Genomic DNA, 24,822 nt, shown 5'->3' with positions numbered 1-24,822 from the left:
GATGTTAGCGGTCATCCAACGCGTTAGTCAAGCTAGTCTGCACATCGATGGGACCTTATATTCCTCCATCCAACAGGGTTTTTTAGTCCTATTAGGCATCCACGTGGATGATACACCGGAAGATGTAACTTATTTAGCTGGAAAGATAGCAGGTCTGCGCATTTTCTCTGAAGAGGACGGCAAAATGAATCTCGATTTAAAGGCCGTTTCTGGTGAGCTTTTGCTGGTGAGCCAGTTTACGCTCTATGCGGCTACTCGAAAAGGCAATCGCCCTAGTTTTCTTGAATCGGCTAGACCAGAACAGGCGATACCGCTTTATGAAATGATGATTACTTCTTTATCAGAGAGATTAGACAAAGAAATACAGACAGGCTTATTCGGTGCAGATATGCAAATCAATTTAACAAACGACGGACCCGTTACCCTTATCATCGACTCTAAAAATCCCTAATTATGACGATTTCAAACGCACAACAACAAGTAGATGAGTGGATTAAAACCGCAGGCGTTCGCTATTTCAGCGAGTTGACGAATATGGCGATGCTGACAGAAGAAGTGGGCGAAGTGGCGCGCATCATCGCAAGACGCTACGGAGAACAGTCCGAAAAGGAGTCGGATAAAAACAAAGACCTGGGGGACGAAATGGCCGATGTTCTTTTTGTTTTGATTTGTTTAGCGAATCAAACGGGTATAAACCTAGAAGAGGCGCTGAAGCAGAACCTGCTAAAAAAGACGGAACGCGATGCGGACCGCCACAAGAATAACCCTAAATTAGCTTAGCGAACAGGTATTTGGCTTGATTCGATCTTCTTTGCAATCCCCTTCCCCTCTTCTTTCGTGGGGATATAAGGTTTTAAAATCGTGATTTGCTCCAGGGCTGGATTCATTAGTTGAATAAGTGCATGACGCACATCAAATTCCGCTTCTCCCGATACTTTTTTAAATTCCTCGATGGAAATATTTTGGCGCTTATTTCGAAACGATACTAGGTGAGTCAAGGTACTATCTCCGGCAAGCTTTCCACCTTCCCACGAAACGACTGAACCTCCATGTGCCCAGCCAAAACCTGAAATCGTAAAATTCTTTGCATTAATTTTTTCCACTTCTTGTAAGCTTAAGCCTAAGTAAAGTCCTGAAGCCGTTTTCCATACAGAATTCTCCCCCTGAACACTCACGTCTGAAATCTTTCCCTCATGAAAGAAAACATTCGCCTGTTTCGCCGTTCCTGGAAAAATAATAGCCCCTCGTAAGGTGTCATCGCCTGTAACTATGGACGTATCTACAATGACAGACTTTGCTCCGTATTTAGCAATTAATCCCTTTGCATCCCCGCAGGCTAAAACTTCATTTAAGTTTTCGGTGGGTAAGCTCACTTCGGAATTAGAACTGCAGGCCCCTACTATGGTAAAGGACAAAAGAAGAAGGATTTTTTTCATGGTTACAGAATTATACTTAAAATTACCTAAGCTAAAGGACAGAAGCAAGTTAGAAATATTCCAAATTAGCTTTGCAAAATAATTGCAAGCTTCGAGCGTTTATTGATTTATGAGTATATTTGTTTTTGACGTTTAAAAAATTCGCATCACATGCTACGAATAAGTTCATTTATCCTACTAATTACCTTGACTTTCAGTTCAGCAACTCACGGTCAATTTTGGAAAATAGGTAAAAAAGGAGGAACAGGTTTCAAAAAATCGACATTTAACCCACACACATCCATCGGCTTCGGAGCTGGTAGTTCACATTATTATAGTCTAAATGATGAATTGCCGATATTTAACCGATTAGTCAATGACCAAAGTCGATTTAATGTAGGGGCGCATTTAACGCGACACGTCAGCAAAAATTTTAGCATAAAGGGTAATTTGAATTATATCCGTCTAGCGGGAAATGATTATACCTTTGATAATACGGCGCTAATCCCTAGAACACCTGATTTGCGATTTCGATTCAGAAATGATATAGTAGAATTTGGTATTTCTGGACTCCTAGAATTAAATGGTAACCAACAAAATTACATGAAGCGTAACCGCTTCTCCCCTTATTTATCTGCGGGCCTGGCCTTGGTTTCAAGTAATACAGAGCTTTATCAATTAGATTCTTTAGGAGGAGCAGGAATACCGGGCGCTTCCTGGAGAAGCTATTCGGATATCATTGCGAGTGATTACCCCACTAATCCGATTCGCAATTTCAATGAAACGATTCCATCCATTGGTTTTTCAATACCCGTAGGCGTTGGATTTCGGTATCGCTTAAATGACTTTATGGATTTTGGATTTGAAGCAAGCCTAAGAACGCAACTAGGGAATCTATTTGCAGCGCCTAAAAATCAACCTCCTAAGACCGAATTAACCACCCGATTACTCATTCCGTCAGAATATGCGACGAACTTAGTAGATCATTATTTTGTTACTCAATTTCAGTTAATCTTCCATTTAGATCGAAGTATTGATTGTCCACCTATCAGAAGGTAAAATAAACACACATACTTTGACATTTGAAGAACTCGGGCTCAGCCCAAAACTATTAGACGGTATCAGTTCAATGGGATACAAAACCGCCACACCGGTGCAATCCCAAGTTATACAACCCATTTTAGCGGGCCGCGACATTTTAGCCTCAGCCCAAACAGGAACCGGCAAAACCGCCGCTTTTTTGCTTCCCATCATACACAAATTAATCACTGAACCTCACCCAGAGGACCATATTAATGCGCTTATCATTGTTCCTACCCGTGAACTAGCTATTCAGATTGCAGGCAATATGGAAGGTTTAGGCTATTTCGCAAACGTTAGCTCGATCGCTATTTATGGTGGTGGAGATGGTAATTCCTTTACGACAGAGAAAACGGCTTTGACCAGTGGTGTGGATATCGTTGTATGTACTCCAGGTCGCATGATTGCCCATTTAAATATGGGTTACGTGAACCTAAAACATTGCAGTTATTTAGTACTAGACGAGGCGGACAGAATGCTCGATATGGGATTCTCAGATGATTTGATGAAGATCATTTCCTTCTTGCCAGAAAAGAGACAGAATCTATTATTCTCGGCGACTTTTGCGCCTAGGATGAAGACTTTGGCCCAAAAACTATTAGATAATCCGGTCGAAATCAATATCGCCGTTTCAAAACCACCTGAGCAAATTGTTCAAGAGGCTTTTGTGGTGTATGAAAAGCAGAAGAGTCCGCTGGTAAAGCATTTATTAAAACTTCAGGATTATACTCGCGTGATTGTTTTCTGTTCTAAAAAGCAGAATGTCAAATCCCTTACTTCGGATTTAAAGCGTGCTAGATTCTCTGTAGAGGAGATTCACTCTGATTTAGAACAAGAGGTGCGGGAGCAAGTGATGCAGGACTTTAGAAATAAGAAGACGAAGATTTTAGTGGCGACGGATATTTTGAGCCGTGGTATTGACATCGACGAAATTGAATTAGTCATTAATTACGATGTGCCAAATGACGGAGAGGATTATATACACCGCATCGGTCGTACCGCGCGCGCACAGACAAAAGGAACGGCTTATACGCTGATCACGGAGGCTGAACAACGCAAATTTAAGACCATTGAAGATTTATTAGAGAAAGAAGTGACGAAGGCGGCTGTTCCTGAAGAGTTTGGGGAGACGCCGGAATATAATCCAGCGGCACAGAAAAGTTCTTTTGGAGGATATAAGGGTAAATCAGGCGGCGGAAAGTCGAGTGGCGGAAAGTCCGGCGGCGGAAATTTTTGGAAAAAGAAATCATGAGATTGATTGCTCTATTGTTGTTTTTCAGCTTTTCTGGCTGGGCTCAAGATACCACGCAGCATATCATCGCGGGTCGTTCTAATTCGAAAATTCAACAGGAGAAACCCTACGTTATTTTAATTTCAGCGGATGGATTTCGCTCTGATTTTTCGCATAAATACGAGGCTAAACACCTGCAATCAAAAGAATCGACAGGTGTGAAGGCAAGCTATATGCAGCCGTCCTACCCTTCTTTAACCTTCCCTAATCACTACAGCATCGCTACGGGTTTATACCCTGCGCACCACGGCTTAGTAGATAATACCTATTTAGATGTTGCTTCAGGACAAGAATACCGCCAGGCTAACAAAAAAATGGTGGGTGAAGGAAAATGGTATGGTGGAACTCCGCTTTGGGTATTAGCTGAAAAACAGCAAATGGTCTCAGCTAGTTTCTATTGGGTAGCCTCGGATGCAAACATTCAAGACACCTATCCGTCTTATTACTATGTTTATAATGAGTTGATCGATATCAAAACCCGTATCGCTCAGGTTAAGCATTGGCTTTCCCTACCGGCAGAGAAGCGACCTCATTTAATTACTTTTTATTTTCCGGAAGTGGATCACGATGCGCATGAATTTGGGCCAGAAGATCCTCGGGTAAAAAGTTCGGTGCAGTTTGTGGATCAGGCCATCGCGGATTTAGAAGCAGCTGTAGCTCCATTAGGGCTTCCGATCAACTTTATATTTGTTTCAGATCACGGAATGAAAGAGGTAGATAATGTGAATACCATCGGCAAACCTGCTCCATTGAATACCACAGCTTTTCAAGTGCCTTATGGAGATGCCTTGTTGCACGTTTATGCGAAGGATCCTTCGAAAATCGACTCGACTTATCAGGAATTAAAAAAGGACACGCGTTTTACGACCTATAAGATGGATGAAACTCCGGCACATTGGCATTACCGTAAATCAGATGATAAATTTAACCGTTTAGGGGATCTATTATTAGTGCCAAAACTCCCACAAGTATTTAACCTGTCTACCCAAAAAACCTCGAAAGGCAAACACGGTTTTGACACCGTTCTACCCGAAATGCGCGCTAGCTTTCAGGCATGGGGTCCTGCCATTAAATCAGGACTACAACTGGACGGATTTGAGAATGTGAACGTTTATCCTTTCGTGGCTAAAATCCTCGGATTAACTTACGATCCTAAATCCATCGATGGAAATGGTAAGGTATTGCAAAAAGCTTTGAAGTAAGTTAATTTATTTCGTAACGAATATTTCGTCCACGTGCTTTTTAATATTAGCAGCGATCTTTCCCATAGGCAAATCATTCGCGTCGTTACCAAACGGATCCTCGATTTCATCCGCAATTAATTCCAAACTAGCTAGTACGTAAAAAATAAAAACTACCACAGGAATCACATAGTAGCTCAGAATAAAGGTGTAGCTAAATGGCAAAGTCATCACATAGAAGAAGATAAATTTCTTAATGAAAGCACTATAGGAATAAGGGATAGGTGTATTTTTGATACGCTCACACGCACCGCATACGTCTGTAAAAGATTGTAATTCGGTATTTAAATAGAGGAGTTGATGTCCGGAAATTTTACCCGATTTATATAATTCATCTGTCTTTTTAAAGAGCATTTTCGCCACCTGATTAGGTTTATGTTTCGTGTGGTCAATATCTAAATCAAGACCTTCGAAAAGGACTAAACCTGCCTCATCATCCGCTAAATATTTTTGAAGAATGTGCGCATACAAAGGGATCACTTTTTGGAAAAAGTGACGATCTATTTCATTTTCTAAAATGACGGCTATTTTTAAGGCTAAATTTCTACTATTGTTTACTAATGATCCCCACAATTTTCGTCCTTCCCACCAACGATCATAGGCCGTATTCGTACGGTAGGCTAGCAATAAAGAGATAACAAATCCTAACATACTGTGCATTACAGAAATGTTTTTGACTAAACTGTCTTCTCCAAGATGAAAAACCTCTTCTTCTAAAAAGCAAACCAAACCTGAATACACTCCAATCAGAACCATTAATGGCAATAATTTTCGAAAAGTATCCGATTGATGAAAACGAAAAATAAAGGTTATCCAGTCTTTTGTATTGTATTGAACCATTTTAAATATTTATTTCTTGTAACTTATTTTCCAAATACTCCCATTCAAATCATCACTCACAAACAGCGATCCATCTGGCCCTTGTGCTAGTCCGCAGGGACGGTGTTCGATAGGACCAGTCGGTTTCGTTAAATCTTGTCCAGAAAAATTATCTGCAAAGATTTCCCAAGGACCCGACGGCTTTCCATTTTTAAAGGGAACAAAGGCGACAAAATAACCCTTCTTTAATTCGGCTGATTGACCATGAAAAGCGATAAATGCACCATTTTTATAACGGGCAGGAAAACTGTTTCCTGTGTAAAAAAGCAGATCATTCGGTCCCATGTGAGCTGGAAAAGCTACCACCGGATTCAAAGCATTTTCTCCTCCTGTTTTCTTTCCATCCCCACCATACTCTGGAGCGACAATTTTCTTCTTTTGAATATGATCATAATATATATAAGGCCAGCCGGCATCGTCCCCTTCTTTCTTGAATTCATACATCGCTTCTGAAGGAAGTTCTTGGCTTTGTTTTGGCGTATAATATTGTGGGTAAAAATCATGGAATTGACCTCTTCCGTGTGCCATCGCAAACAAAGACTTCGTCGAATTATTCCAAATAATCCCTACTGCATTTTTCAAGCCAGTCGCAAAACGAGTTCCATCTGCAAAACCTTGGTTCAATTTATTCGCATCAAAACGCCAAACACCCCCAGCAGAATCCAAAACCGCACACGGACTCATTCCTTTCCCAGTACCTTGCTCTCTGCACGGATCATTCCAAGAACCAATCGTCACATAGATATTTTTGCGCTCCTGATCAAACACAAAGGTCTTCGCATTATCCCGACCATGATCCGGCAAAGCATTCACAATCGTTTCGAATTTATTCCAATCCGCCACCTCACCAGTTGCATTCAAAGCATAGCGAAAAACACCCTTATTCGATGAAGCATAGAAATAATCATCGTGGATGGCGATTCCGGTACCCGTATAATTACCAAACATCGCCTGCTCCTCATATACCCCATCTTTGTCCTTATCCTTCAATAAAAGGATCCCTTTCCCATCCTTGAGTTTGGACAATTTCGCATAGACATCGCCTTGCTTCGAAACGGCTAAATGACGGGTTGAGCCGAGATCTTTCCCAATTTCACTTACGTGAAAACCGGCAGGTACTTTAATTTCTTGCGCAAAAATTAGGGAGGGTGCTAATAAGCACAGACTAAGGATTTTCTTCATGGTTATTTAATAGGTTGCTTAAAGATAGAAGAAAAAAAGAAAAAAGACCTGCACTTTCGTACAGGTCTTTTCAATTCGGTGGTCGCGTAGGGACTCGAACCCCAAACCTTCTCATCCGTAGTGAGATGCTCTATCCAATTGAGCTACGCAACCATTGCCCTTTCGGGATTGCAAAGGTAGGATTTCTTTAGCAATATGAAAAAAAAGCAGCCGAAATTTTCTAAAAATTATTTCCCCTTGAAATGAGGAGCCCTTTTTTGCATAAAGGCCATCAGGCCTTCAGCGAAGTCCTTACTCTTTCCTAAGATAGTTTGTTCCTCCGCTTCCGAAGCTAAGGTCGCTGCTAAATCCTGATTATAAGCCCTTTGCAAAGAACGCTTCATCAACGAGATAGACAAGGTGGCTTTCTTCGAAAAGGATAAGGCTATTTCATGCACCTTCGCTTCCCAATCTGATTCCGAAACCACCTCCGCCACCAATCCAATCTCTTTCGCCTCTTTTGCTCCTACTTTACGTCCTGTTGTAGCTAAATCAAAAGCACGGTGATATCCTACCGACTGCATTAAAAAGGCCGTGGAACCCGCATCCATGGCTAAACCAATTTGGACAAATAACTCAGAAAAATAAGCATCTTCTTTCGCGATGAGGTAATCACAGGCTAAAGCTAAACTACAGCCAGCTCCTGCTGCCACTCCATTTATCGCACCTATCACAGGTTTGTTTAAACCTCTTAAGGCAGAAATCATCGGATTATAAGTTGTACGCAACACATTCCCTAAATTAGGATCACTCACACCAGATTTCAAATCAGCCCCCGAACAAAAGGCCTTCCCTTCTCCCGTAATGACTAATACACGAACCTCATCGTCGATTTGAGCCGCTTCTGCCACCTCCCTGATTTCGTGAATCAAACCTGCATTTAAGGCATTATAGACCTCTGGACGATTTAAAGTTAAGGTCCAGATGGGACCGTTTCGGTGGAGCTTTAGGTAGTTGAAAGTCATAGTTTATGCAAATTCATATTTTCGAATTAAATCAAATTCATTTTTCTTTAATCTCAATTCTTCTTCAATATCATAATCATCTTGTAAACTCATCCAGAATTTTACAGAATTACCAAAAAACAAAGACAAACGCAAGGCTGTATCCGCCGTCACTCGACGTCGTCCTTTTAATATTTCTGAAATCCGGGTTTGCGGTATATTAATCTCTTTCGCTAAGCGATAGGCTGAAATACCCATAGGAAGGAGAAATTCCTCCATTAAAATCTCTCCAGGATGTATATTTTTCAAATTTTCCATATTAATGATAATCTACAATTTCTACTTCTTCCGCCGACCCATTTATCCATTTAAATATAATTCGCCATTGATCATTAATACGAATACTATAGAATTCAGATGCCGAACCGGAAAGCTTTTCTAATCGATTTGCAGGAGGAATTCGTAAGTCATTTATATTCTCTGACGCTTGAATCATACGTAATTTTCTACGCGCAATTTCTTGAATTTCAAATGGTAAGCGTTTTGACCTCTCTCCATTCCAAATTTTTAATGTTTCTTTAGAACCGAAGGATTTAATCATAATGACGCCATACGTTACTAACTCCAAAGGTAAGTAAAATTCATCGAAATCCTAATCTAGAAACTGATTATAAATGTTTCCTCAATCTCCCCACTGGAATCCCCAGCTGATCACGGTATTTAGCCACCGTTCTGCGCTTTACGACAAAGCCGCGATCAAGCAATAATTGTTCTAAATCCTCATCCGAATGAGGCTCTGAGCTCGGTTCTTGCTCGATGATCTCGCGCAAGATGTTCTTTACTTCTCGGGTAGAGAAGTCCTCGCCAGATTCATGAGTAATGCCTTCTGAAAAGAAGTATTTTAAGGGATAAATGCCAAAATCAGCTTGTACCGACTTCGCCGAAACTACGCGAGAGACCGTGGAAATATCCATTTCTATCATTGCCGCAATTTCTTTCATCTTCATAGGCTTCAAAACCGCCTCATCACCGGTCAAAAAGAACTCATATTGTTTGGCCACAATACTCTCCATCGTCTTCATCAAAGTACCCTGGCGTTGCTGGATAGCAGAAATGAACCAAGAGGCCGAATCTAATTTATGTTTGATAAACGTAACTGCCTCTTTGATATCTTTTTGTTTCTTGTCGCCCTTATCGTAGGTCTGCAACATTTCTTGAAAGGCACGGGAAACTCGAAGTTCAGGTGCATTCTTCCCATTTATCTTGATCTCTATTTTCCCGTTTTGGTTAGTAATGATGAAATCGGGCTGCAAATAAGGGGCAATGGGCGCATCGTCTCCCCCACCTGGTTTGGGATTCAAATGAGTGATGACTTGCATCGCTTTTTTTAGTTCTTCCTCTGTGATGGCTAATTTGGAGAGTAAAACGCTGAAGTGCTTTTTGGAAAACTCCTCAAAAAAATCATCTACTAAACGAATCGCTAACTGGTGAGCAGGTGCATCCGATTCCTTGCGATGCAATTGTAGCGACAAACATTCTTGCAAGCTACGCGCGGCAATACCGGCAGGATCTAACGATTGCACTTTGAATAAAACCTGTTCCACCTCGTCGTAATCCGTCTCAAAGCCTTGCATGAAAGCTAAGTCGTTCACAATGCTTTCAATATTGCGACGAAGATAACCATCCTCCTCTAAAGAACCGATGATTTGCTGGGCGAGGATTTCCTCTCGCTCGTTGCGAACGACGTAACGGATTTGGTTTAATAAATACTCTTGAGTGCTAGATTCTATGGCCAAAGGTCTTTCGCGCGTCCCCTCATTGGGATCATAAGAGTCCCCGGCCATCTTGTAACCGGCATAGTCATCTTGCAGATAATCCCCTACTTCCATTTCCTCCCGCTCCAGATCATCTAGGGTTTCTCGTGGCTCCTGTTCCTCATTATGATCTAAACCTTCCTCCAAAGCCGGATTATCCTCTAATTCCTCCTCAATCCTAGCCGCTAATTCAGCGGTAGGAATCTGCAACAACTTGATATATTGTATCTGTTGTGGCGAGAGGTTCTGTTGTTGATTCTGTTTTAAGGATAATCCCTGCATTGTCTATATAATCTACACCAAAGATAAGCCGATTTTTAATTACAAATAAATAAAATAAATCGGTTTTTTATCTGTAATTTTGAGGGTTATTGCCTCTATTGAGGCCTTTTTATTAATAATGCCCGAGTCATTTATGCAAATCAAAGAAATACTACGTTTAGCACCCACGCAGCAAAGCATTGTCGTGAAAGGTTGGGTTCGTACGAAAAGAGTTTCCTCGTCTGTCGCATTTATTGCGATGAATGATGGATCGACTATCCACAATATCCAAGCAGTCGTTTCAGAGGGAACCGTTTCAGAAGAAACGTTGAAATTAGTGACTACGGGATCTTGTATCGCCGTTACAGGTAAATTAATTGCCTCACAAGGACAAGGCCAAAACGTAGAAGTGGAAGTCGTTTCCATTGAAGTTTACGGAACAGCCGATCCGGAGAAATACCCTTTGCAGCCTAAGAAACACTCTTTAGAGTTCTTGCGCGAGATTGCACACTTGCGTCCTCGGACGAACACCTTCTCTGCGATATTGCGCATTCGCCATGCTTTGGCCTACGCGATTCACACCTATTTCAACAATAACGGTTTCTTCTATTTACATACGCCTATCATTACGGGATCGGATGCAGAGGGAGCTGGCGAGATGTTCCGCGTGACGACTTTGGACCCTATCAATCCTCCTTTAACGGAAGATGGAAAGGTGGATTATAAGGAAGATTTTTTTGGCAAAGAAACGAATTTAACAGTTTCAGGACAGTTAGAAGGAGAATTAGGGGCGATGGCTTTGTCCAAAGTCTATACCTTCGGACCCACTTTCCGTGCAGAGAATTCGAATACCACCCGCCACTTAGCGGAGTTTTGGATGATCGAGCCAGAAGTGGCTTTTAATGAGTTAGTGGATAACATGGATTTAGCGGAAGACTTCACTAAATACTGTATCAAATACGCTTTAGATCACTGTGCAGACGATATCGCCTTTTTAGAAAAGCGTCTAATCGAAGAGGAAAAGAACAAAAAGAAAGAAGAGCAATCGGAATTAAGCTTATCTGAAAAATTACGTTTTGTGACGGAGAATGAATTCGAACGCTTAACCTACACGGCTGCCATCGACATTCTATTGCAATCGAAAGCGCATAAAAATGGTAAATTCGTATATCCGGTAGAATGGGGAATCGACCTTCAATCAGAGCATGAGCGCTATTTAGTAGAGAAACATTTCAAAAAACCCGTTATCTTAACGAATTATCCGAAAGACATCAAAGCCTTCTATATGAAGTTAGATGAAGATGGAAAAACAGTTCGGGCGATGGATGTTTTATTTCCAGGAATTGGTGAAATAATTGGAGGATCCCAAAGAGAGGACAATTACGAGAAGCTTTTGCAACGTACGAAAGAGGTTGGAATTGAAGAAGAATCCATCTGGTGGTATTTAGAAACACGACAATTTGGCTCTGCACCACATGCTGGTTTTGGACTTGGATTTGAACGTTTAGTGCTATTTGTGACGGGTATGAGCAATATCCGTGACGTAATCCCTTTCCCACGCACACCTAAAACGGCTGAATTTTAAGATGTTTGGTTTAAAGCACGCAATAAATGGTTTGTTGGAACTTATCAAGAATGAGCGCAATGCGCGTTTTCATTTAGTGAGTACGCTTGTTGTGATTTATGTAGGCTGGAAAATAGGTTTTGAAGTATCAGAATGGCTTTGGATTTCTCTAGCTGTGGCTGGAGTTTGGGTAGCAGAATTGTTAAATTCTTCATTAGAAAGAATTACAGATCTAGTTTCTCCGCAGCAGAGTGAATTAGCGAAAAAGGCTAAAGATTATGCCGCTGGGGCGGTTTTAGTGATGGCTATTTGGGCGATTATCGTCTTCTTACTCGTCGCTGTCCCGCGAATTTTATTGAATTTAATGCTTTAAGAGCAACCAAATATGAAAGAATACGGATCGAGTGTTCAAAAATTAGTGAATTATATTTTGACCATTGCGGATGAAGAGCAAAGAACAAAATACGCTTATTTAATGGTCGAGGTGATGAAACAAATTCACCCGAATATGAAGGATAATAGCCAAGATTATTCGAAGAAGCTTTGGGATGATTTATACATCATGTCCAATTTTGAATTGAATGTACAAAGCCCCTTCCCTCCTCCATCACCAGAATCACTAGGAAAGGCACCTCGTAAAGTGGCCTATAACCAACATAACCTTAAATTCAAACATTACGGACGTAACGTAGAATTATTGATTCTGCGTGCGATTGCTGAGGAAAAAGAGGACGACAAAAAGATTTTAGTGGCTTATATTGCCCGATTAATGAAGGGTTTCTATGTGACTTGGAACAAGGAGTCAGTGGACGATGCGGTGATTTGGCAAAACATTAAAGAGATGTCAGAAAACCTATTAGGGACGATTGTTGATGAATTATCGCAAGAAGGATTAGGGCACGCTAAAGTGGCAAATAATGCGAGAAACGCCTATAATGCGCCAGAGTATCCGAATAGCAATAACAATAATCGCAACAATAATTATCGGAAGAACAACTTCAGAAGCAACAACAATAATAATAACCGAAATAATAATTTCCGTAAAAATAAGTAATCATTTATGGCATCATTTAAAGTAACCGGTGGCCGCCGTTTGAAAGGGGAAATTACTCCTCAAGGAGCTAAGAACGAAGCATTACAGATTTTGTGTGCTGTGGTATTGACAGCTGAGCCTGTCACCATTCACAATATCCCGAACATTCGCGACGTCAATCAATTAATTGATTTATTAGGCGATATGGGCGTGAGCATGCGTCGTTTATCGGAGTCAAGCATTGAATTTGATGCCTCCTTAGTCAATATCGATTACTTAGATTCAGATACCTACAAGAAGAAAGCTGCGGCGCTTCGCGGATCGGTGATGTTATTAGGACCGACTCTAGCCCGATTCAAAAAAGGACGTATTCCTTCCCCAGGTGGAGATAAAATCGGCCGCAGAAGATTGGATACCCACTTCTTTGGCTTCATGAAACTAGGTGCTAAATTCAATTATAGCCCCGAAGATGGTGGAATCTATGAAGTAGACGCCTCTGAATTACAAGGCGCTTACATGCTATTAGACGAAGCGTCAGTAACAGGTACAGCAAACATTTTGATGGCTGCGGTTTTAGCCAAAGGCAAAACAACCATCTACAACGCCGCTTGCGAACCTTATTTGCAACAATTGAGCAAGATGTTAAACCGTATGGGAGCGAAAATCTCTGGTATCGGTTCGAACATGCTGTCCATTGAAGGTGTCGATGTTTTACACGGAACAGAGCATACCATGCTTCCAGATATGATTGAGATTGGTTCTTTCATCGGTTTAGCGGTGATGACTCAATCGGAGATAACCATCAAAAACTGCCAAATCCCAGAATTAGGCATCATTCCTGAGGTTTTCAAGAAATTAGGTATTAAAATGGAGTTCCGCGGAGATGATATTTTCATCCCTTCTCAAGAACACTATGAATTAGAAAACTTCATCGATGGTTCGATGTTAACGATCTCTGACCACCCGTGGCCAGGTTTCACTCCAGACTTATTATCGATTATTTTAGTGACTGCGATTCAGGCCAAAGGAACGGTCTTAATCCACCAAAAAATGTTCGAATCTCGTCTATTCTTCGTCGATCGTTTGATCGAAATGGGTGCCCAAATCATCCTTTGCGATCCACACCGCGCTACCGTAGTCGGTTTTGATCGCAAGCAAACCTTAAAAGGAATCCGCATGTCATCACCAGATATTCGTGCCGGAGTTTCCCTTTTAATCGCTGCGATGTCTGCAAACGGCACTTCGATTATTGATAATATCGAACAGATCGACCGTGGTTACCAAAACATTGATACCCGTTTAAATGCCATTGGTGCAGAAATCGTGCGTATCTAATATGGAATTTCAGGCGAAGATTAAGCAAACGATTCGATTAGCGTCACCCATTGTTGTGGGTCAACTTGGCGTAATGCTCATGGGTTTAGCCGATACCATTCAGGTAGGTCAAATGTCTACAGGTGCAGCCGAAAGCTTAGGCGCGTCGGGCATGGCAGGAAGTATATTCTTCACCATTGCAGTAGTGGGTTTAATCTGTATGCAGATAGTGGCTCCGATGATTTCCAAATCAGATGCAGAAGGTGATTTCACGGAATGTGGCAATTTATTACGGGCTAATATCCGTGTAGCCCTATTCTTAAGTATAATCACCATGTTATTGATCGGGCTAGCTGGAATGAATTATGATTTATTTAAGCAGACTTCGGCTAATAAAGCATTAACCCTTCCCTACCTAGCCTTAATAGCAGTTTCGGTAGTACCCATTTTTTTATTCTCGGCTTTAAAAAGCTTTTCGGATGGTTTGCAGAAAACCTCCGTGGCCATGTATATTACAATCGCTGCCCTAATTTTCAACATCATTTTTAATCATATATTCATCAATGGACTTGGCCCAATTCCCGCTATGGGATTGTTTGGTGCTGGCATTGCAACCTTAATGGCCCGCATTTTAATGGCCATTGCCCTCGCCATTTACCTGTTCAAAATCGCCGATTTTAGTAAATATTTCCAAAAAAAGCACGTACATGCGGAAGCCAACGTGTTAGAAAAAACAATTCTCAAAATCGGTATTCCATCTGGAATGCAGGGTTTCTTTGAAATTGCTACGTTTGGGATGGCGGTTGTGATGATGGGTTGGATTTCTGTGACGGCTCAAGCGGCTCACATTGTAGCCATCAATATGGCATCCTTAACTTACATGATGGCATCGGGAATTGCGGCGGCAGGTGGAATTTTAGTGGGTGCAGATATCGGTGAGCGAAATAGACCAGGTATTTTTACCTCTGGTAACGCGGCCCTTGTATTATCCATTTTGTTTATGGGATTTTGTGCGCTAGTCTTCTTCTTCGGTAGGGACATTTTAGTGCGCGGCTACACGCAAGAAGTATCAGTCATTGCGATTGCAGTTACTCTGGTAGTTTGGGGAGCAATATTTCAGCTATTTGATGGAATACAGGCTGTTTCCCTCGGTTTACTTCGAGGTTTACAAGACGTTAATATCCCCACTGGAATTACCATTTTCTCCTATTGGGGCATTGGCATACCTCTTTCTTACTACATTGGGATATACCAGGGCGTAGGTGCCACAGGGATCTGGATGGGATTAACGGCAAGTTTAGTTTGTTCTTCTGTGTTATTGTCGTGGCGCTTTTATGCAAGGGCGAAGACTATTAATTTTGAAGAATTAGATGTTGATTAGGGATTATTTTAAAGTATAGAGCACAAAGAATAAAGCATAAAGTACGTGAAAAAAGGGCTCGAAATTCGAGCCCTTTTTTAGTATGGTGAAATGTTGATTTGCATCCTCTAAATTCATCGCCAAAGGCGATTCCTTCTTTATTCTTTGTGCTTTATGCTCTATGCTTTAAATTACGAATGTAACGCCCTCTTCGCCGTAGCCGCTAAACAAGCCTCCTTCATCGCCTCCGTATACGTCGGGTGAGCATGAGACATACGAGCGACATCTTCAGCCGATGCACGGAATTCCATGGCAACAACTGCTTCAGCGATCATATCAGCGGCGCGAGCACCAATGATGTGAACACCCAAAATTTCGTCGGTGTTTGCGTCAGCTAAAACTTTGGCTAAACCGTCTACATCCATGGATGCTACGGCACGGCCTAAGGCTTTGAAAGGAAAAGATCCTTCTTTATAAGCGATTCCAGCTGCTTTTAATTCTTGCTCCGTCTTTCCTACGGAAGCCACTTCAGGCCACGTGTAAACGACACCTGGAATGAGGTTATAATTGATATGCGGTTTTTGGCCTGCAATCACTTCAGCCACAAAAACGCCTTCCTCTTCTGCTTTATGCGCTAACATCGCTCCTCGAATCACATCACCAATGGCGTAGATACCTGGAACAGACGTTTGCAACGTATGCTCATCTACCGCGATACGGCCGCGCTCATCGGCTGTTAAACCTGCCGCAGCTAGGTTCAATCCATCTGTATAAGGACGACGACCGATACAAACCAAGCAATAATCACCTTTGATTTCCACTTCTTTACCTGAAGCGTCTTGTGCTTTCACTGTTACTTCCTTGCCTTTAACGGCTGCTGAAGTCACTTTGTGTGATAGGTAGAATTCTGCGCCTATTTTGGCAATCGATTTTTGTAATTCTTTTCCCATCGCTTTATCCATCGTCGGAATCATGCTGTCCGCGAATTCGATGAAGGAAACTTTAGAACCTAAACGAGCATAAACCGATCCTAATTCTGCACCGATAACACCGGCACCGATCACAATTAAATGCTTCGGAATTTCTGTCATTTTCAAAGCTTCCGTCGACGTGATAATGCGATCTTTGTCGACAGGGATGAAAGGTAAAATTGTGGGTTTAGACCCCGTTGCGATAATGATATTCTTGGCCGATAAGACTTCTGAACTACCGTCTTCTTTGGTTACTTTTACTGTTTTAGCGGAGTCGAATGATCCCAAACCATGGAAGGTGGTGATCTTGTTCTTCTTCATCAAATACGTAATCCCGCCGTTCATTTTCTCCACTACGCCAGACTTGCGGGCGATCATTTGAGTAAAATTGATTTTGGGTTTCGCAACGTCAATTCCATGCTCCGAAAAACTGTGTACAGCATTATAATAATGCTCTGATGAGTCCAAAAGGGCTTTAGAAGGAATACATCCTACGTTCAAACAGGTTCCACCCATCACGGCATATTTCTCCACGATGGCTACTTTAAATCCTAATTGAGCCGCACGAATCGCCGAAACGTATCCTCCTGGGCCTGAACCAATAACTACTACATCAAATTCTTGCATATAGGCAAATGAAAGCGAATAGGCCCCTGAAGGCCTATTCAATTAATTAAATATCTAATAATAAACGAGCTGGATCTTCTAATAATTGCTTTAAACGAACTAAGAAGCTAACCGACTCACGACCATCGATAATGCGGTGATCATAAGACAAGGCAAGGTACATGATTGGACGAATAACAATTTGTCCCTCTACTACCACGGCACGTTCCACAATATTATGCATTCCTAAAATAGCCACTTGTGGTGCGTTAATAATCGGTGTAGAAAGCATCGAGCCGAATACCCCACCATTCGTAATGGTAAACGTACCTCCACTCATTTCTTCTAAACTCAATTTATTCTCGCGTGCCTTTCCAGCTAAACGAGCCACTTCAGATTCAATACCCGCCAGTGACAAATTCTCAGCAGAGCGAATCACAGGAACGACTAAGCCTTTAGGCGCAGATACCGCAATCGAAATATCACAATAATCGTGGAAGACGATTTCCTCGCCATCTATTTTAGCATTCACCGATGGATACTCTTTTAGAGCAACGCAAACAGCTTTTGTAAAGAAGGACATAAAGCCTAAACCTACGCCATGCTTCTCTTTGAATTTATCTTTGTATTTACCGCGAAGATCCATCACTGGCTTCATGTCCACTTCGTTAAACGTAGTTAACATCGCTGTTTCATTCTTCACTGCCACTAAACGACGAGCCACTGTTTTGCGCAATGAACTCATTTTTTCGCGACGTGTACGTTCAGAAGTCGCAGCTGGTGCAGCCACAGCTGCCGGTGCAGAAACGCTTGCTTGCGTAGCTGATACCGCATCTTCTTTTGTAATTCTACCACCTACGCCAGAACCTGCTACGGAAGCAGCGGCGATTCCTTTTTCATCTAATATTTTAGCTGCTGCTGGAGATGGATGACCTGCGGCATACGAAGCATCACCCACGGTAACGGCTGGAGCTGTTGGTGCAGACGGCGCTGCAACTGGAGCGGGAGCCGCCAGGGCTACAGAACCACCTACCGTGATTTTCGCTAAAATTCCACCAATCGGCACCACAGCGCCTGGCTGAGCAATTACCTCTAATATACCCGCTGCTTCAGCTGGTAATTCAAAAGTCGCTTTATCTGATTCTAATTCACAAAGTACCTCGTCTAAAGAAACGCTATCCCCTGTTTTTTTATTCCAAACAGAAACCGTCACTTCCGTGATCGACTCCCCTACCGCTGGAACTTTAATTTCTAATACCGAAGTCGGACCCGCAGCCACAACTGGAGCAGGAGCAGGAGCCGAAGCCACAGGCGCTGGTGCCGCCACAGCTGCTGCTGGAACAGCTACAGCTGCCGCCGGAGCCGCATCTGCCACCGTCACCGAAGCCGTTGCTCCACCTACCTCTATCGTACAGATGATGGCACCTATCGGAAGGACATCGCCTTCTTTCGCCACAATATGCAACACACCTTCCGCCTCTGCAGGCAATTCAAAGGTCGCTTTGTCCGATTCTAATTCGCACAAAACCTCGTCTAACTTCACATGATCGCCTTCCTTCTTATTCCAAGTAGCAACGGTCACTTCCGTAATTGACTCCCCCACTGCGGGTACTTTCATTTCTATAGCCATGATAATTCTATTATTCGAATGCTTTGTTAATCAGGTTTGCTTGCTCTACGCCATGCACTTTTAAGAATCCAGTCGCAGGAGAAGCAGATTTTTTACGAGCTACTAAACCTTTGAATTTAGCCCAGCCAAATTCTCGAATCACATACGACCAATAGCCCATGTTTTCCGGTTCTTCCTGAACAAAATACACATCAGCGCCTTTGTATTTCGCTAATTCAGCGTCCACTTGTTTCGTAGGGAATGGGTGTAATTGTTCCAAACGAACAATAGCCACATCCTTGCGCTTATCTTTTTCTTGGCGATCTAAAAGGTCAAAATACACTTTACCTGAGCAAAGTAACACTTTTTTCACTTTGGCCTTATCTACAAAGCTATCACCGATTACCTCTTGGAATTTACCTTTCGTGAATTCTTCGATCGGAGAAACTACCTTAGGGTGACGGAAAATTGATTTAGGCGACATAACCACTAATGGCTTGCGGAAATCCCAAGTCAATTGACGACGTAAGGCGTGAAATATATTAGCTGGAGTGGTTAAATTAGCCACGATCATATTATTTTCAGCAGACAACTGCAAGAAACGCTCTGGACGCGCATTAGAGTGCTCCGGACCTTGCCCCTCATATCCGTGAGGCAATAACATCACTAAACCATTTTGAGTCCCCCACTTTGATTCGTGAGAAGAAATGAATTGGTCAATCATGGTTTGGGCGCCATTGGCAAAGTCTCCAAATTGAGCTTCCCAAATCACTAAGGCATCAGGGTTAGCTAAGGCATAACCGAATTCAAAACCTAAAATACCGTACTCAGAAAGTAAGGAATTGTAGATTTGGGCTAGCTCCTGACCTTCCTTGATGTGATTTAAGGAATTATAATTCTCATTCGTGTTCGCGTCGTGTAAAACCGCATGACGGTGAGAGAAGGTACCACGTTGCACATCTTGACCTGATAAACGAACCGGTTTTCCTTCTAAAAGAAGCGAACCATAGGCTAATAATTCAGCCGTAGCCCAATTTAATTGGCCTTTTTCGAAATATCCTTTGCGATCTGCGATTACTTTCTCGATTTGCTTTAAAGCTGTATAACCTTTTGGCAAAGTCGTTAAAGCTTTAGCCACTTGATCCACCACCTCTTTCGTAATCGAAGTTTTAGGGGATGAATCAAAATCAGTTTCATTCGAGAATCGTAAAGCTGACCAGCGATTATCTAACTTTAATGGAACATAGGGAGGGCTCACTTTTTGTTTCACCATCTCTAAGCGAGCCTGCAATTCAGCTTTAAAAGCTGAATCCATTTCCTCAGCTAATTTCGCCTCAATCTCGCCGTTCTTGATTAATTGTTGTGTGTAAACCTCGCGTGGGTTTGGATGATTCGTAATATTCGCATACAAAGTAGGCTGGGTAAAACGAGGCTCATCTGATTCATTGTGACCATTACGGCGATAACAAACCATATCCACAAATACATCGCGGTTAAATTCTTGACGGTATTCTGCGGCCATACGAGACACAAATACTACCGCCTCTGGATCATCTCCATTCACATGGAATACGGGGGAATCGATGATCTTAGCTACATCCGTACAATAAATCGCCGAACGTGCATCTTCAAAATCTGTTGTAAAACCAACTTGGTTATTAATCACAAAGTGAATCGTACCACCCGTGCTGTATCCTGATAATTTCGCCATCTGAGTTACCTCATAAACGATACCCTGACCCGCTACCGCTGCGTCCCCGTGAATTAAAATAGGTAATACTTTATCGTAATCTCCTGCATAATGCGCATCCGCACTCGCCCGACAGAAACCTTCCACTAAGGGATTTACTGCCTCTAAGTGAGATGGGTTAGGTGCTAATTTCAACGAAATTTCAATTCCTTTTGGAGAAATATGCTTACTAGAATAGCCTAAATGGTATTTTACGTCGCCATCGCCGTGAATCTCATTCGGAACATTTCCTTCGAAACCATCAAAGATTGATTCGTAAGATTTGTGCATGATGTTTGCCAAAACATTTAAACGGCCTCTATGCGCCATTCCGATCATCGCCTCTTTCACACCCGCATCAGCTGCCACATTGATTATGGCATCTAAACCGGCAATCGTACTTTCTCCACCTTCCAGTCCGAAACGCTTTTGGCCTAAATATTTTGTCCCTAAAAAGTTCTCAAAAACAACGGCCTCATTCATCTTCTGAAGAATATGCTTTTTCTCTTCAAACGTAGGTTTGAAAGAAAGTGCTTCCTTTTCAATCTTATTACGCAACCACTCTTTTTGTTCAACGTCACGAATATAGGAATATTCGAAGCCTACGCTTCCCGCATAAATGGTATGCAAAGCTGCTTGAATAGTACGTAATGTCGTTGCGCCTAGGCCCATAAACGAACCTGCTTGAAAAACGGTATCTAAATCAGCTTCAGACAAAGAATAGTCCACCAAGTCTAAACGTGGCTTGCGATCCTTTCGCTCTCGAACGGGATTGGTTTTAGATAATAAGTGTCCTCTGGAACGGAAAGCCTTAATTAAGGAGATGACAGCCATTTCTTTTTGAACATGACTCACATCTGTAGAAGCAGCGCCCGCAGGAGCTCCCTCACCTAACCAGGTTTGAGAAAAATCAAAACCCTTAAAGAAATCTCTCCAAGAGCTATCTACTGAATTGGGATCTTGTTTATACGCCTCATACAAATCAGCTATGACTTGTGTATCGGCATTGGCAACGTAGGAAAATGAATCCATAAGTTAATTTTCTAGGCTTTAGGCCAAAGAAATGTTTCAATGTTTTTGGTTTAGTATAAATCTTAGCATCGTCTTAATGCTAAAATCTACGCAATTTACTATTTGCTTACCAAAATACCCCTAATTAGTACCGGTTTTTTGGCTACAGGAACACAAATTTCTGAGGAAAATGAGCTCATGTACAAACGTATTTCGATTTCTTTAAAAATTTCAATTAATTCCCTTTAAATCACCAACAATTTCAGGATTCTTTTAAGGCTGAAATTGTCCTAATTTTCCTAAACCAAAATCAAGGTCATATCGAAGAAAAATTTGATGAAATCCAGACGCTTCACTCGTAGTCGAACTTCCTAAAGTAGACACATTTTTACCCAGAAAATCATAGGAATATCCCACTCTGAAATTTAAACCTAAAGGAACCTCCGCCGAACCCAATAAAGCCGAATCTCCAAACTCCGAACCTGTCTGCTGGTACCATAAACCGATTCCTAGTTTTTCTTGGTACCAAAAGGTCGCATTAAAATCAATTTTTGTCTGCTGATCCTTCCGTAAAACAGTTCCAATTTTTAGCGTATGCAGGTCGGCCACTGGAAAATAATAAGATGCTTGTACATATAGTGGCGCATCCCCTAAACTATCGAAACGATTTGAAGGCTTTGAAATGCCTAGCATGAATGCCTCTTTTCGATAGGAAACACCGATTCCGATACTTCCTAACATCTCGCTTGTGCCCGATTTACCTAAAATAGGATATTGATTGATTCCCGCATTCACTCCATAACTCAACTGATTTCCCCTACCCCATCGTAGATGTTGCGATACCACCGCAGCTAAACCTAAATTGGACGAAATCATACCGGAAGAAGTAGCATAGGATTGATCCGTATTAAATGCCAAAAAGCCTAATCCCCAGCTTCCCTTTTGTAAAGGCATATCAATGCTCATCAATTGTTGGGAAGACGACGCTCCTCCAATAGTTTGAAATAAGGGCTTTTTACGAAAAATTCCTTTAGCAGAAAATACTTGACTTACTCCGGCATCCGCTGGATTAATGGCCAAAGGCAAAAAAGGATAAGCCATCCGCAAGGATTCTTGCTGGCCTTGCGCAAAGAAAGCAAGCAATAGAAATAGGACAATTTGTTTCATAAAATCTGACAATGTGACACCTCTATGCGGCTTGGAATTAAAATTGCAAAAGGATGTTCATATTTAGAATTATTAATTTTTAAAAATATGAAAGAAACAGGTAACATCTCCATTCACACCGAGAACATTTTCCCCATTATCAAGAAATTTCTCTATTCGGATCACGAGATTTTCCTTCGTGAGCTAGTTTCCAACGCAGTCGATGCGTCCCAAAAAATCAAGCGATTAAGTTCCATTGGTGAATTTAATGGCGAATTAGGGGAACTGAAGGTGAAAGTTAGTTTTGACAAAGACAAAAAAACGATCACAATTTCGGATAACGGTATCGGTATGACCGCCGAAGAAATCAAGAAATATATTAACCAAATCGCCTTCTCTGGAGCTACCGAATTCGTAGAGAAATACAAGGATCAAGGAGACGACAAAGGTATAATCGGACATTTTGGTCTAGGATTCTATTCTGCCTTTATGGTGGCAAAAGAAGTAGAGATCATCTCTAAATCCTATCAAGACGGTGCAGAAGCCGCTACTTGGAAGTGTGACGGATCTACCGAATACACGATAGGACCAGCGAAAAAGAAAACCCGAGGTACGGATATCATCTTGCACATCGCGGAGGATTCTGAGGAGTTTTTAGAGGAGTTCAAATTAAAGTCCATCTTAGAAAAATATGGTAAATTCTTACCGATTGAAATCGAATTTGGTGATAAGGTAATCAATAATCCGAACCCGATTTGGACTAAATCCCCATCGGACTTAACGGACGAAGATTACTTGAAATTCTACGAAGAATTATACCCATTCCAAGAGAAGCCTTTATTCTGGATTCACTTAAACGTAGATTATCCGTTCAATTTGACGGGTATTTTATACTTCCCCAAAGTAAAAAACGAGATGCAATTGCAACGCGAAAAAATCTCGCTTTACAGTCGTCAAGTGTTCATCACCGATGAAGTAAAAGACATCGTACCAGAATTCTTGATGTTATTGCACGGGGTAATCGATTCACCAGATATTCCATTAAACGTTTCTCGCTCGTTCTTACAAGCAGATTCGAATGTGAAAAAAATCAACTCGTATATCACGAAGAAAGTCGCGGATAAATTATTTGAATTATTCAAAACGGATCGTCCATCCTTCGAAGAGAAATTCGCTAATATTGGCCTTTTCATTAAATACGGAATGATCTCGGATGAGAAATTCTTAGAGAAAGCGAAAGATTTTTGTTTGGTACAGGATACGAACAACAAATATTTTACGTTAGACGAATACAGTGAAGAGGTGCAAGCTACACAAACCGACAAGGATGGAAACAAGGTTTACTTGTATACCACCGATGTCGAGCAACAAGATGCCTTTATTCAATCCGCCCAAAACAAATGTTACTCCATCATTAAATTGGATACCCTAATCGACAGCCACTTCATTAACACGATGGAGTCTAAGACAGAAAAGACGCAATGGAAACGTGTCGATGCTGATGCTGTTGATAAATTAATTGACACAGGGATCACCTTAGAAGCGATTTTAACAGATGCTGCGAAAGAAAGCGTTAAGAAAGTCTTCGAAGAAACCCTGAATGACAAACAAAAAGTGGTAGCAGTAGAAGCCATGTCACCAGACGAATTACCTGCTATCGTCACTCAAAACGAGTTCATGCGCAGAATGAGCGACATGTCTAAATCTGGTGGTGGCGGAATGGGAATGTTTGGTTCAATGCCAAATACCTACAACATCACCATCAATGCGAATCACCCCTTGATTAGTAAACTAGCTGAATTAAAAGACGAAAGCGAACAAAAAGCGCTAGCGAAACAGATCTCAGACTTAGCTTTACTATCTCAAAATCTCTTAACGGGGTCAGACTTAACGGCCTTCATTAAAAGAACGGTGAGTGGGTTTTAATAAAAATGAAAGAGCCGCGATAAATGCGGCTCTTTTTTTATTGTTTTCTAACCATCAACTTCTTCGTGGCGACGGGTTTGCCATCCACTAGCAACTGATGCATATAAAGACCACTATTTAATTCCCTTAAAGAAATCTTCGCTGAGCGATCATCTCGGTCTAAATCTATTTCTTTCACCACCGTCCCTAACACATTGTAAAAAGCAATTTTTACCTCCTGGTTATTACCAGAAAATTGATAATCAACAATCGCATAATCGGCGGCAGGATTAGGGTAAAGATGAGAAACAAAGATGCGATCCCCTTGGTATAACAAGGTGTCATTTTTAAAGCCCAGCAAAGATGCTAGGACGAATAATAAAGTGATATGTCGCAATACTAATTTCATTCTCAAATCGTTGAAACGA

At 41.7% G+C, this 24,822-nt stretch carries 23 protein-coding genes and 1 tRNA gene; 11 read left to right on the top strand and 13 right to left on the bottom strand.

Features of this window, described 5'->3' with window-relative positions; genetic code table 11:
- The first annotated feature begins 1 nt into the window (after position 1).
- Both dtd and ACST13_RS01205 read left to right on the top strand, forming a co-directional pair.
- Positions 2 to 451: a D-aminoacyl-tRNA deacylase gene (dtd, locus tag ACST13_RS01210; RefSeq protein ID WP_459521394.1), complete on the top strand. Its 450-nt coding sequence runs from the start codon at positions 2 to 4 to the stop codon at positions 449 to 451.
- A 2-nt stretch (positions 452 to 453) separates the two neighbouring features.
- On the top strand, positions 454 to 780 hold the full coding sequence (locus tag ACST13_RS01205) for a nucleotide pyrophosphohydrolase (RefSeq protein WP_459521393.1): 327 nt from the start codon (positions 454 to 456) through the stop codon (positions 778 to 780).
- Here ACST13_RS01205 and ACST13_RS01200 read toward each other — a convergent pair.
- The gene (locus ACST13_RS01200; protein ID WP_459521392.1) at positions 777 to 1,436 is read right to left on the bottom strand and encodes a hypothetical protein; all 660 of its coding nucleotides are present in this window, start codon (positions 1,434 to 1,436) and stop codon (positions 777 to 779) included. The two genes, ACST13_RS01205 and ACST13_RS01200, sit on opposite strands and share 4 nt — an antisense overlap.
- A gap of 150 nt (positions 1,437 to 1,586) precedes the next feature.
- Here ACST13_RS01200 and ACST13_RS01195 point away from each other — a divergent pair, with 150 nt between their 5' ends.
- The 3 genes from ACST13_RS01195 (at position 1,587) to ACST13_RS01185 (ending at position 4,988) form a co-directional block, all read left to right on the top strand.
- A complete protein-coding gene (locus ACST13_RS01195) occupies positions 1,587 to 2,474 on the top strand; it encodes a hypothetical protein (protein WP_459521391.1) in 888 nt (295 codons plus the stop codon).
- Between the two features lie 70 nt (positions 2,475 to 2,544).
- Positions 2,545 to 3,747, top strand: a complete 1,203-nt coding sequence (locus ACST13_RS01190) for a DEAD/DEAH box helicase (protein WP_459521390.1) — start codon at positions 2,545 to 2,547, stop codon at positions 3,745 to 3,747.
- A complete protein-coding gene (locus ACST13_RS01185; protein WP_459521389.1) occupies positions 3,744 to 4,988 on the top strand; it encodes an alkaline phosphatase family protein in 1,245 nt (414 codons plus the stop codon). The genes ACST13_RS01190 and ACST13_RS01185 overlap by 4 nt, the downstream gene beginning before the upstream one ends.
- Before the next feature lie 6 nt (positions 4,989 to 4,994).
- On the opposite strand, the gene ACST13_RS01180 is transcribed toward ACST13_RS01185, so the two are convergent.
- The 7 genes from ACST13_RS01180 to rpoN all read right to left on the bottom strand — a co-directional run bounded on the left by ACST13_RS01180 (position 4,995) and on the right by rpoN (position 10,167).
- Positions 4,995 to 5,867, bottom strand: a complete 873-nt coding sequence (locus tag ACST13_RS01180; protein ID WP_459521388.1) for a bestrophin family protein — start codon at positions 5,865 to 5,867, stop codon at positions 4,995 to 4,997.
- 9 nt (positions 5,868 to 5,876) lie between these two features.
- The gene (locus ACST13_RS01175) at positions 5,877 to 7,088 is read right to left on the bottom strand and encodes a PQQ-dependent sugar dehydrogenase (RefSeq protein ID WP_459521387.1); all 1,212 of its coding nucleotides are present in this window, start codon (positions 7,086 to 7,088) and stop codon (positions 5,877 to 5,879) included.
- A 79-nt stretch (positions 7,089 to 7,167) separates the two neighbouring features.
- Positions 7,168 to 7,241, bottom strand: a tRNA-Arg gene (locus ACST13_RS01170).
- A 74-nt stretch (positions 7,242 to 7,315) separates the two neighbouring features.
- Positions 7,316 to 8,092: an enoyl-CoA hydratase/isomerase family protein gene (locus ACST13_RS01165; protein ID WP_459521386.1), complete on the bottom strand. Its 777-nt coding sequence runs from the start codon at positions 8,090 to 8,092 to the stop codon at positions 7,316 to 7,318.
- A gap of 3 nt (positions 8,093 to 8,095) precedes the next feature.
- Entirely contained in the window at positions 8,096 to 8,389 is a 294-nt protein-coding gene (locus tag ACST13_RS01160; RefSeq protein WP_395617774.1) for a HigA family addiction module antitoxin, read from the bottom strand.
- Between the two features lies 1 nt (position 8,390).
- Positions 8,391 to 8,672 carry a type II toxin-antitoxin system RelE/ParE family toxin gene (locus ACST13_RS01155; protein ID WP_459521519.1) on the bottom strand — a complete coding sequence of 94 codons (282 nt, stop codon included), beginning with the start codon at positions 8,670 to 8,672 and terminating at the stop codon, positions 8,391 to 8,393.
- 67 nt (positions 8,673 to 8,739) lie between these two features.
- Entirely contained in the window at positions 8,740 to 10,167 is a 1,428-nt protein-coding gene (rpoN, locus tag ACST13_RS01150) for an RNA polymerase factor sigma-54 (protein WP_459521385.1), read from the bottom strand.
- A 133-nt stretch (positions 10,168 to 10,300) separates the two neighbouring features.
- On the opposite strand from rpoN, the gene asnS reads away from it, so the two are divergent.
- From asnS to ACST13_RS01125, 5 genes are read left to right on the top strand one after another with little or no spacing between them, the layout of a single operon-like run.
- Positions 10,301 to 11,731, top strand: a complete 1,431-nt coding sequence (asnS, locus tag ACST13_RS01145) for an asparagine--tRNA ligase (protein ID WP_459521518.1) — start codon at positions 10,301 to 10,303, stop codon at positions 11,729 to 11,731.
- A gap of 1 nt (position 11,732) precedes the next feature.
- On the top strand, positions 11,733 to 12,083 hold the full coding sequence (locus ACST13_RS01140) for a diacylglycerol kinase family protein (RefSeq protein ID WP_459521384.1): 351 nt from the start codon (positions 11,733 to 11,735) through the stop codon (positions 12,081 to 12,083).
- Positions 12,084 to 12,095: 12 nt separating this feature from the next.
- Positions 12,096 to 12,764: a DUF4290 domain-containing protein gene (locus tag ACST13_RS01135; RefSeq protein ID WP_459521383.1), complete on the top strand. Its 669-nt coding sequence runs from the start codon at positions 12,096 to 12,098 to the stop codon at positions 12,762 to 12,764.
- Between the two features lie 6 nt (positions 12,765 to 12,770).
- Complete coding sequence (gene murA, locus ACST13_RS01130; RefSeq protein ID WP_459521382.1) at positions 12,771 to 14,078, top strand: UDP-N-acetylglucosamine 1-carboxyvinyltransferase; 1,308 nt, start codon at positions 12,771 to 12,773, stop codon at positions 14,076 to 14,078.
- 1 nt (position 14,079) lies between these two features.
- A complete protein-coding gene (locus ACST13_RS01125; protein WP_459521381.1) occupies positions 14,080 to 15,438 on the top strand; it encodes an MATE family efflux transporter in 1,359 nt (452 codons plus the stop codon).
- A gap of 170 nt (positions 15,439 to 15,608) precedes the next feature.
- Here the strand turns inward: ACST13_RS01125 and lpdA are convergent, their stop codons facing one another.
- The 4 genes from lpdA to ACST13_RS01105 form a co-directional block, all read right to left on the bottom strand.
- Positions 15,609 to 17,015 carry a dihydrolipoyl dehydrogenase gene (gene lpdA, locus ACST13_RS01120; protein WP_459521380.1) on the bottom strand — a complete coding sequence of 469 codons (1,407 nt, stop codon included), beginning with the start codon at positions 17,013 to 17,015 and terminating at the stop codon, positions 15,609 to 15,611.
- A gap of 46 nt (positions 17,016 to 17,061) precedes the next feature.
- Positions 17,062 to 18,624 carry a 2-oxoglutarate dehydrogenase complex dihydrolipoyllysine-residue succinyltransferase gene (gene odhB / locus ACST13_RS01115; protein WP_459521379.1) on the bottom strand — a complete coding sequence of 521 codons (1,563 nt, stop codon included), beginning with the start codon at positions 18,622 to 18,624 and terminating at the stop codon, positions 17,062 to 17,064.
- 10 nt (positions 18,625 to 18,634) lie between these two features.
- Entirely contained in the window at positions 18,635 to 21,364 is a 2,730-nt protein-coding gene (locus tag ACST13_RS01110) for a 2-oxoglutarate dehydrogenase E1 component (protein ID WP_459521378.1), read from the bottom strand.
- 252 nt (positions 21,365 to 21,616) lie between these two features.
- Complete coding sequence (locus ACST13_RS01105; RefSeq protein ID WP_459521377.1) at positions 21,617 to 22,510, bottom strand: type IX secretion system membrane protein PorP/SprF; 894 nt, start codon at positions 22,508 to 22,510, stop codon at positions 21,617 to 21,619.
- A gap of 87 nt (positions 22,511 to 22,597) precedes the next feature.
- Between ACST13_RS01105 and htpG the strand changes: the two genes are divergently transcribed.
- Positions 22,598 to 24,415, top strand: a complete 1,818-nt coding sequence (gene htpG, locus ACST13_RS01100) for a molecular chaperone HtpG (protein WP_459521376.1) — start codon at positions 22,598 to 22,600, stop codon at positions 24,413 to 24,415.
- Between the two features lie 37 nt (positions 24,416 to 24,452).
- Here htpG and ACST13_RS01095 read toward each other — a convergent pair whose 3' ends face one another.
- Entirely contained in the window at positions 24,453 to 24,803 is a 351-nt protein-coding gene (locus ACST13_RS01095; protein ID WP_459521375.1) for a T9SS type A sorting domain-containing protein, read from the bottom strand.
- Between the last annotated feature and the right edge of the window lie 19 nt (positions 24,804 to 24,822).

It is taken from the genome of Aquirufa sp. A-Brett2-W8, assembly GCF_054558755.1.
This window is presented reverse-complemented; position numbering and strand designations above follow the sequence as displayed.

Excerpts from the sequence above, each read along its gene's own strand:
- ACST13_RS01110 (WP_459521378.1), bottom strand. The coding sequence starts at position 21,364 with ATGGATTCATTTTCCTACGTTGCCAATGCCGATACACAAGTCATAGCT.
- ACST13_RS01165 (WP_459521386.1), bottom strand. The coding sequence starts at position 8,092 with ATGACTTTCAACTACCTAAAGCTCCACCGAAACGGTCCCATCTGGACC.
- dtd (WP_459521394.1), top strand. The coding sequence starts at position 2 with ATGTTAGCGGTCATCCAACGCGTTAGTCAAGCTAGTCTGCACATCGAT.
- ACST13_RS01155 (WP_459521519.1), bottom strand. The coding sequence starts at position 8,672 with ATGATTAAATCCTTCGGTTCTAAAGAAACATTAAAAATTTGGAATGGA.
- ACST13_RS01205 (WP_459521393.1), top strand. The coding sequence starts at position 454 with ATGACGATTTCAAACGCACAACAACAAGTAGATGAGTGGATTAAAACC.
- rpoN (WP_459521385.1), bottom strand. The coding sequence starts at position 10,167 with ATGCAGGGATTATCCTTAAAACAGAATCAACAACAGAACCTCTCGCCA.
- ACST13_RS01105 (WP_459521377.1), bottom strand. The coding sequence starts at position 22,510 with ATGAAACAAATTGTCCTATTTCTATTGCTTGCTTTCTTTGCGCAAGGC.
- ACST13_RS01180 (WP_459521388.1), bottom strand. The coding sequence starts at position 5,867 with ATGGTTCAATACAATACAAAAGACTGGATAACCTTTATTTTTCGTTTT.
- lpdA (WP_459521380.1), bottom strand. The coding sequence starts at position 17,015 with ATGCAAGAATTTGATGTAGTAGTTATTGGTTCAGGCCCAGGAGGATAC.
- ACST13_RS01190 (WP_459521390.1), top strand. The coding sequence starts at position 2,545 with ATGGGATACAAAACCGCCACACCGGTGCAATCCCAAGTTATACAACCC.
- ACST13_RS01135 (WP_459521383.1), top strand. The coding sequence starts at position 12,096 with ATGAAAGAATACGGATCGAGTGTTCAAAAATTAGTGAATTATATTTTG.
- ACST13_RS01125 (WP_459521381.1), top strand. The coding sequence starts at position 14,080 with ATGGAATTTCAGGCGAAGATTAAGCAAACGATTCGATTAGCGTCACCC.
- odhB (WP_459521379.1), bottom strand. The coding sequence starts at position 18,624 with ATGGCTATAGAAATGAAAGTACCCGCAGTGGGGGAGTCAATTACGGAA.
- murA (WP_459521382.1), top strand. The coding sequence starts at position 12,771 with ATGGCATCATTTAAAGTAACCGGTGGCCGCCGTTTGAAAGGGGAAATT.
- ACST13_RS01095 (WP_459521375.1), bottom strand. The coding sequence starts at position 24,803 with ATGAAATTAGTATTGCGACATATCACTTTATTATTCGTCCTAGCATCT.
- ACST13_RS01195 (WP_459521391.1), top strand. The coding sequence starts at position 1,587 with ATGCTACGAATAAGTTCATTTATCCTACTAATTACCTTGACTTTCAGT.
- ACST13_RS01160 (WP_395617774.1), bottom strand. The coding sequence starts at position 8,389 with ATGGAAAATTTGAAAAATATACATCCTGGAGAGATTTTAATGGAGGAA.
- ACST13_RS01140 (WP_459521384.1), top strand. The coding sequence starts at position 11,733 with ATGTTTGGTTTAAAGCACGCAATAAATGGTTTGTTGGAACTTATCAAG.
- ACST13_RS01175 (WP_459521387.1), bottom strand. The coding sequence starts at position 7,088 with ATGAAGAAAATCCTTAGTCTGTGCTTATTAGCACCCTCCCTAATTTTT.
- ACST13_RS01200 (WP_459521392.1), bottom strand. The coding sequence starts at position 1,436 with ATGAAAAAAATCCTTCTTCTTTTGTCCTTTACCATAGTAGGGGCCTGC.
- htpG (WP_459521376.1), top strand. The coding sequence starts at position 22,598 with ATGAAAGAAACAGGTAACATCTCCATTCACACCGAGAACATTTTCCCC.
- ACST13_RS01185 (WP_459521389.1), top strand. The coding sequence starts at position 3,744 with ATGAGATTGATTGCTCTATTGTTGTTTTTCAGCTTTTCTGGCTGGGCT.
- asnS (WP_459521518.1), top strand. The coding sequence starts at position 10,301 with ATGCAAATCAAAGAAATACTACGTTTAGCACCCACGCAGCAAAGCATT.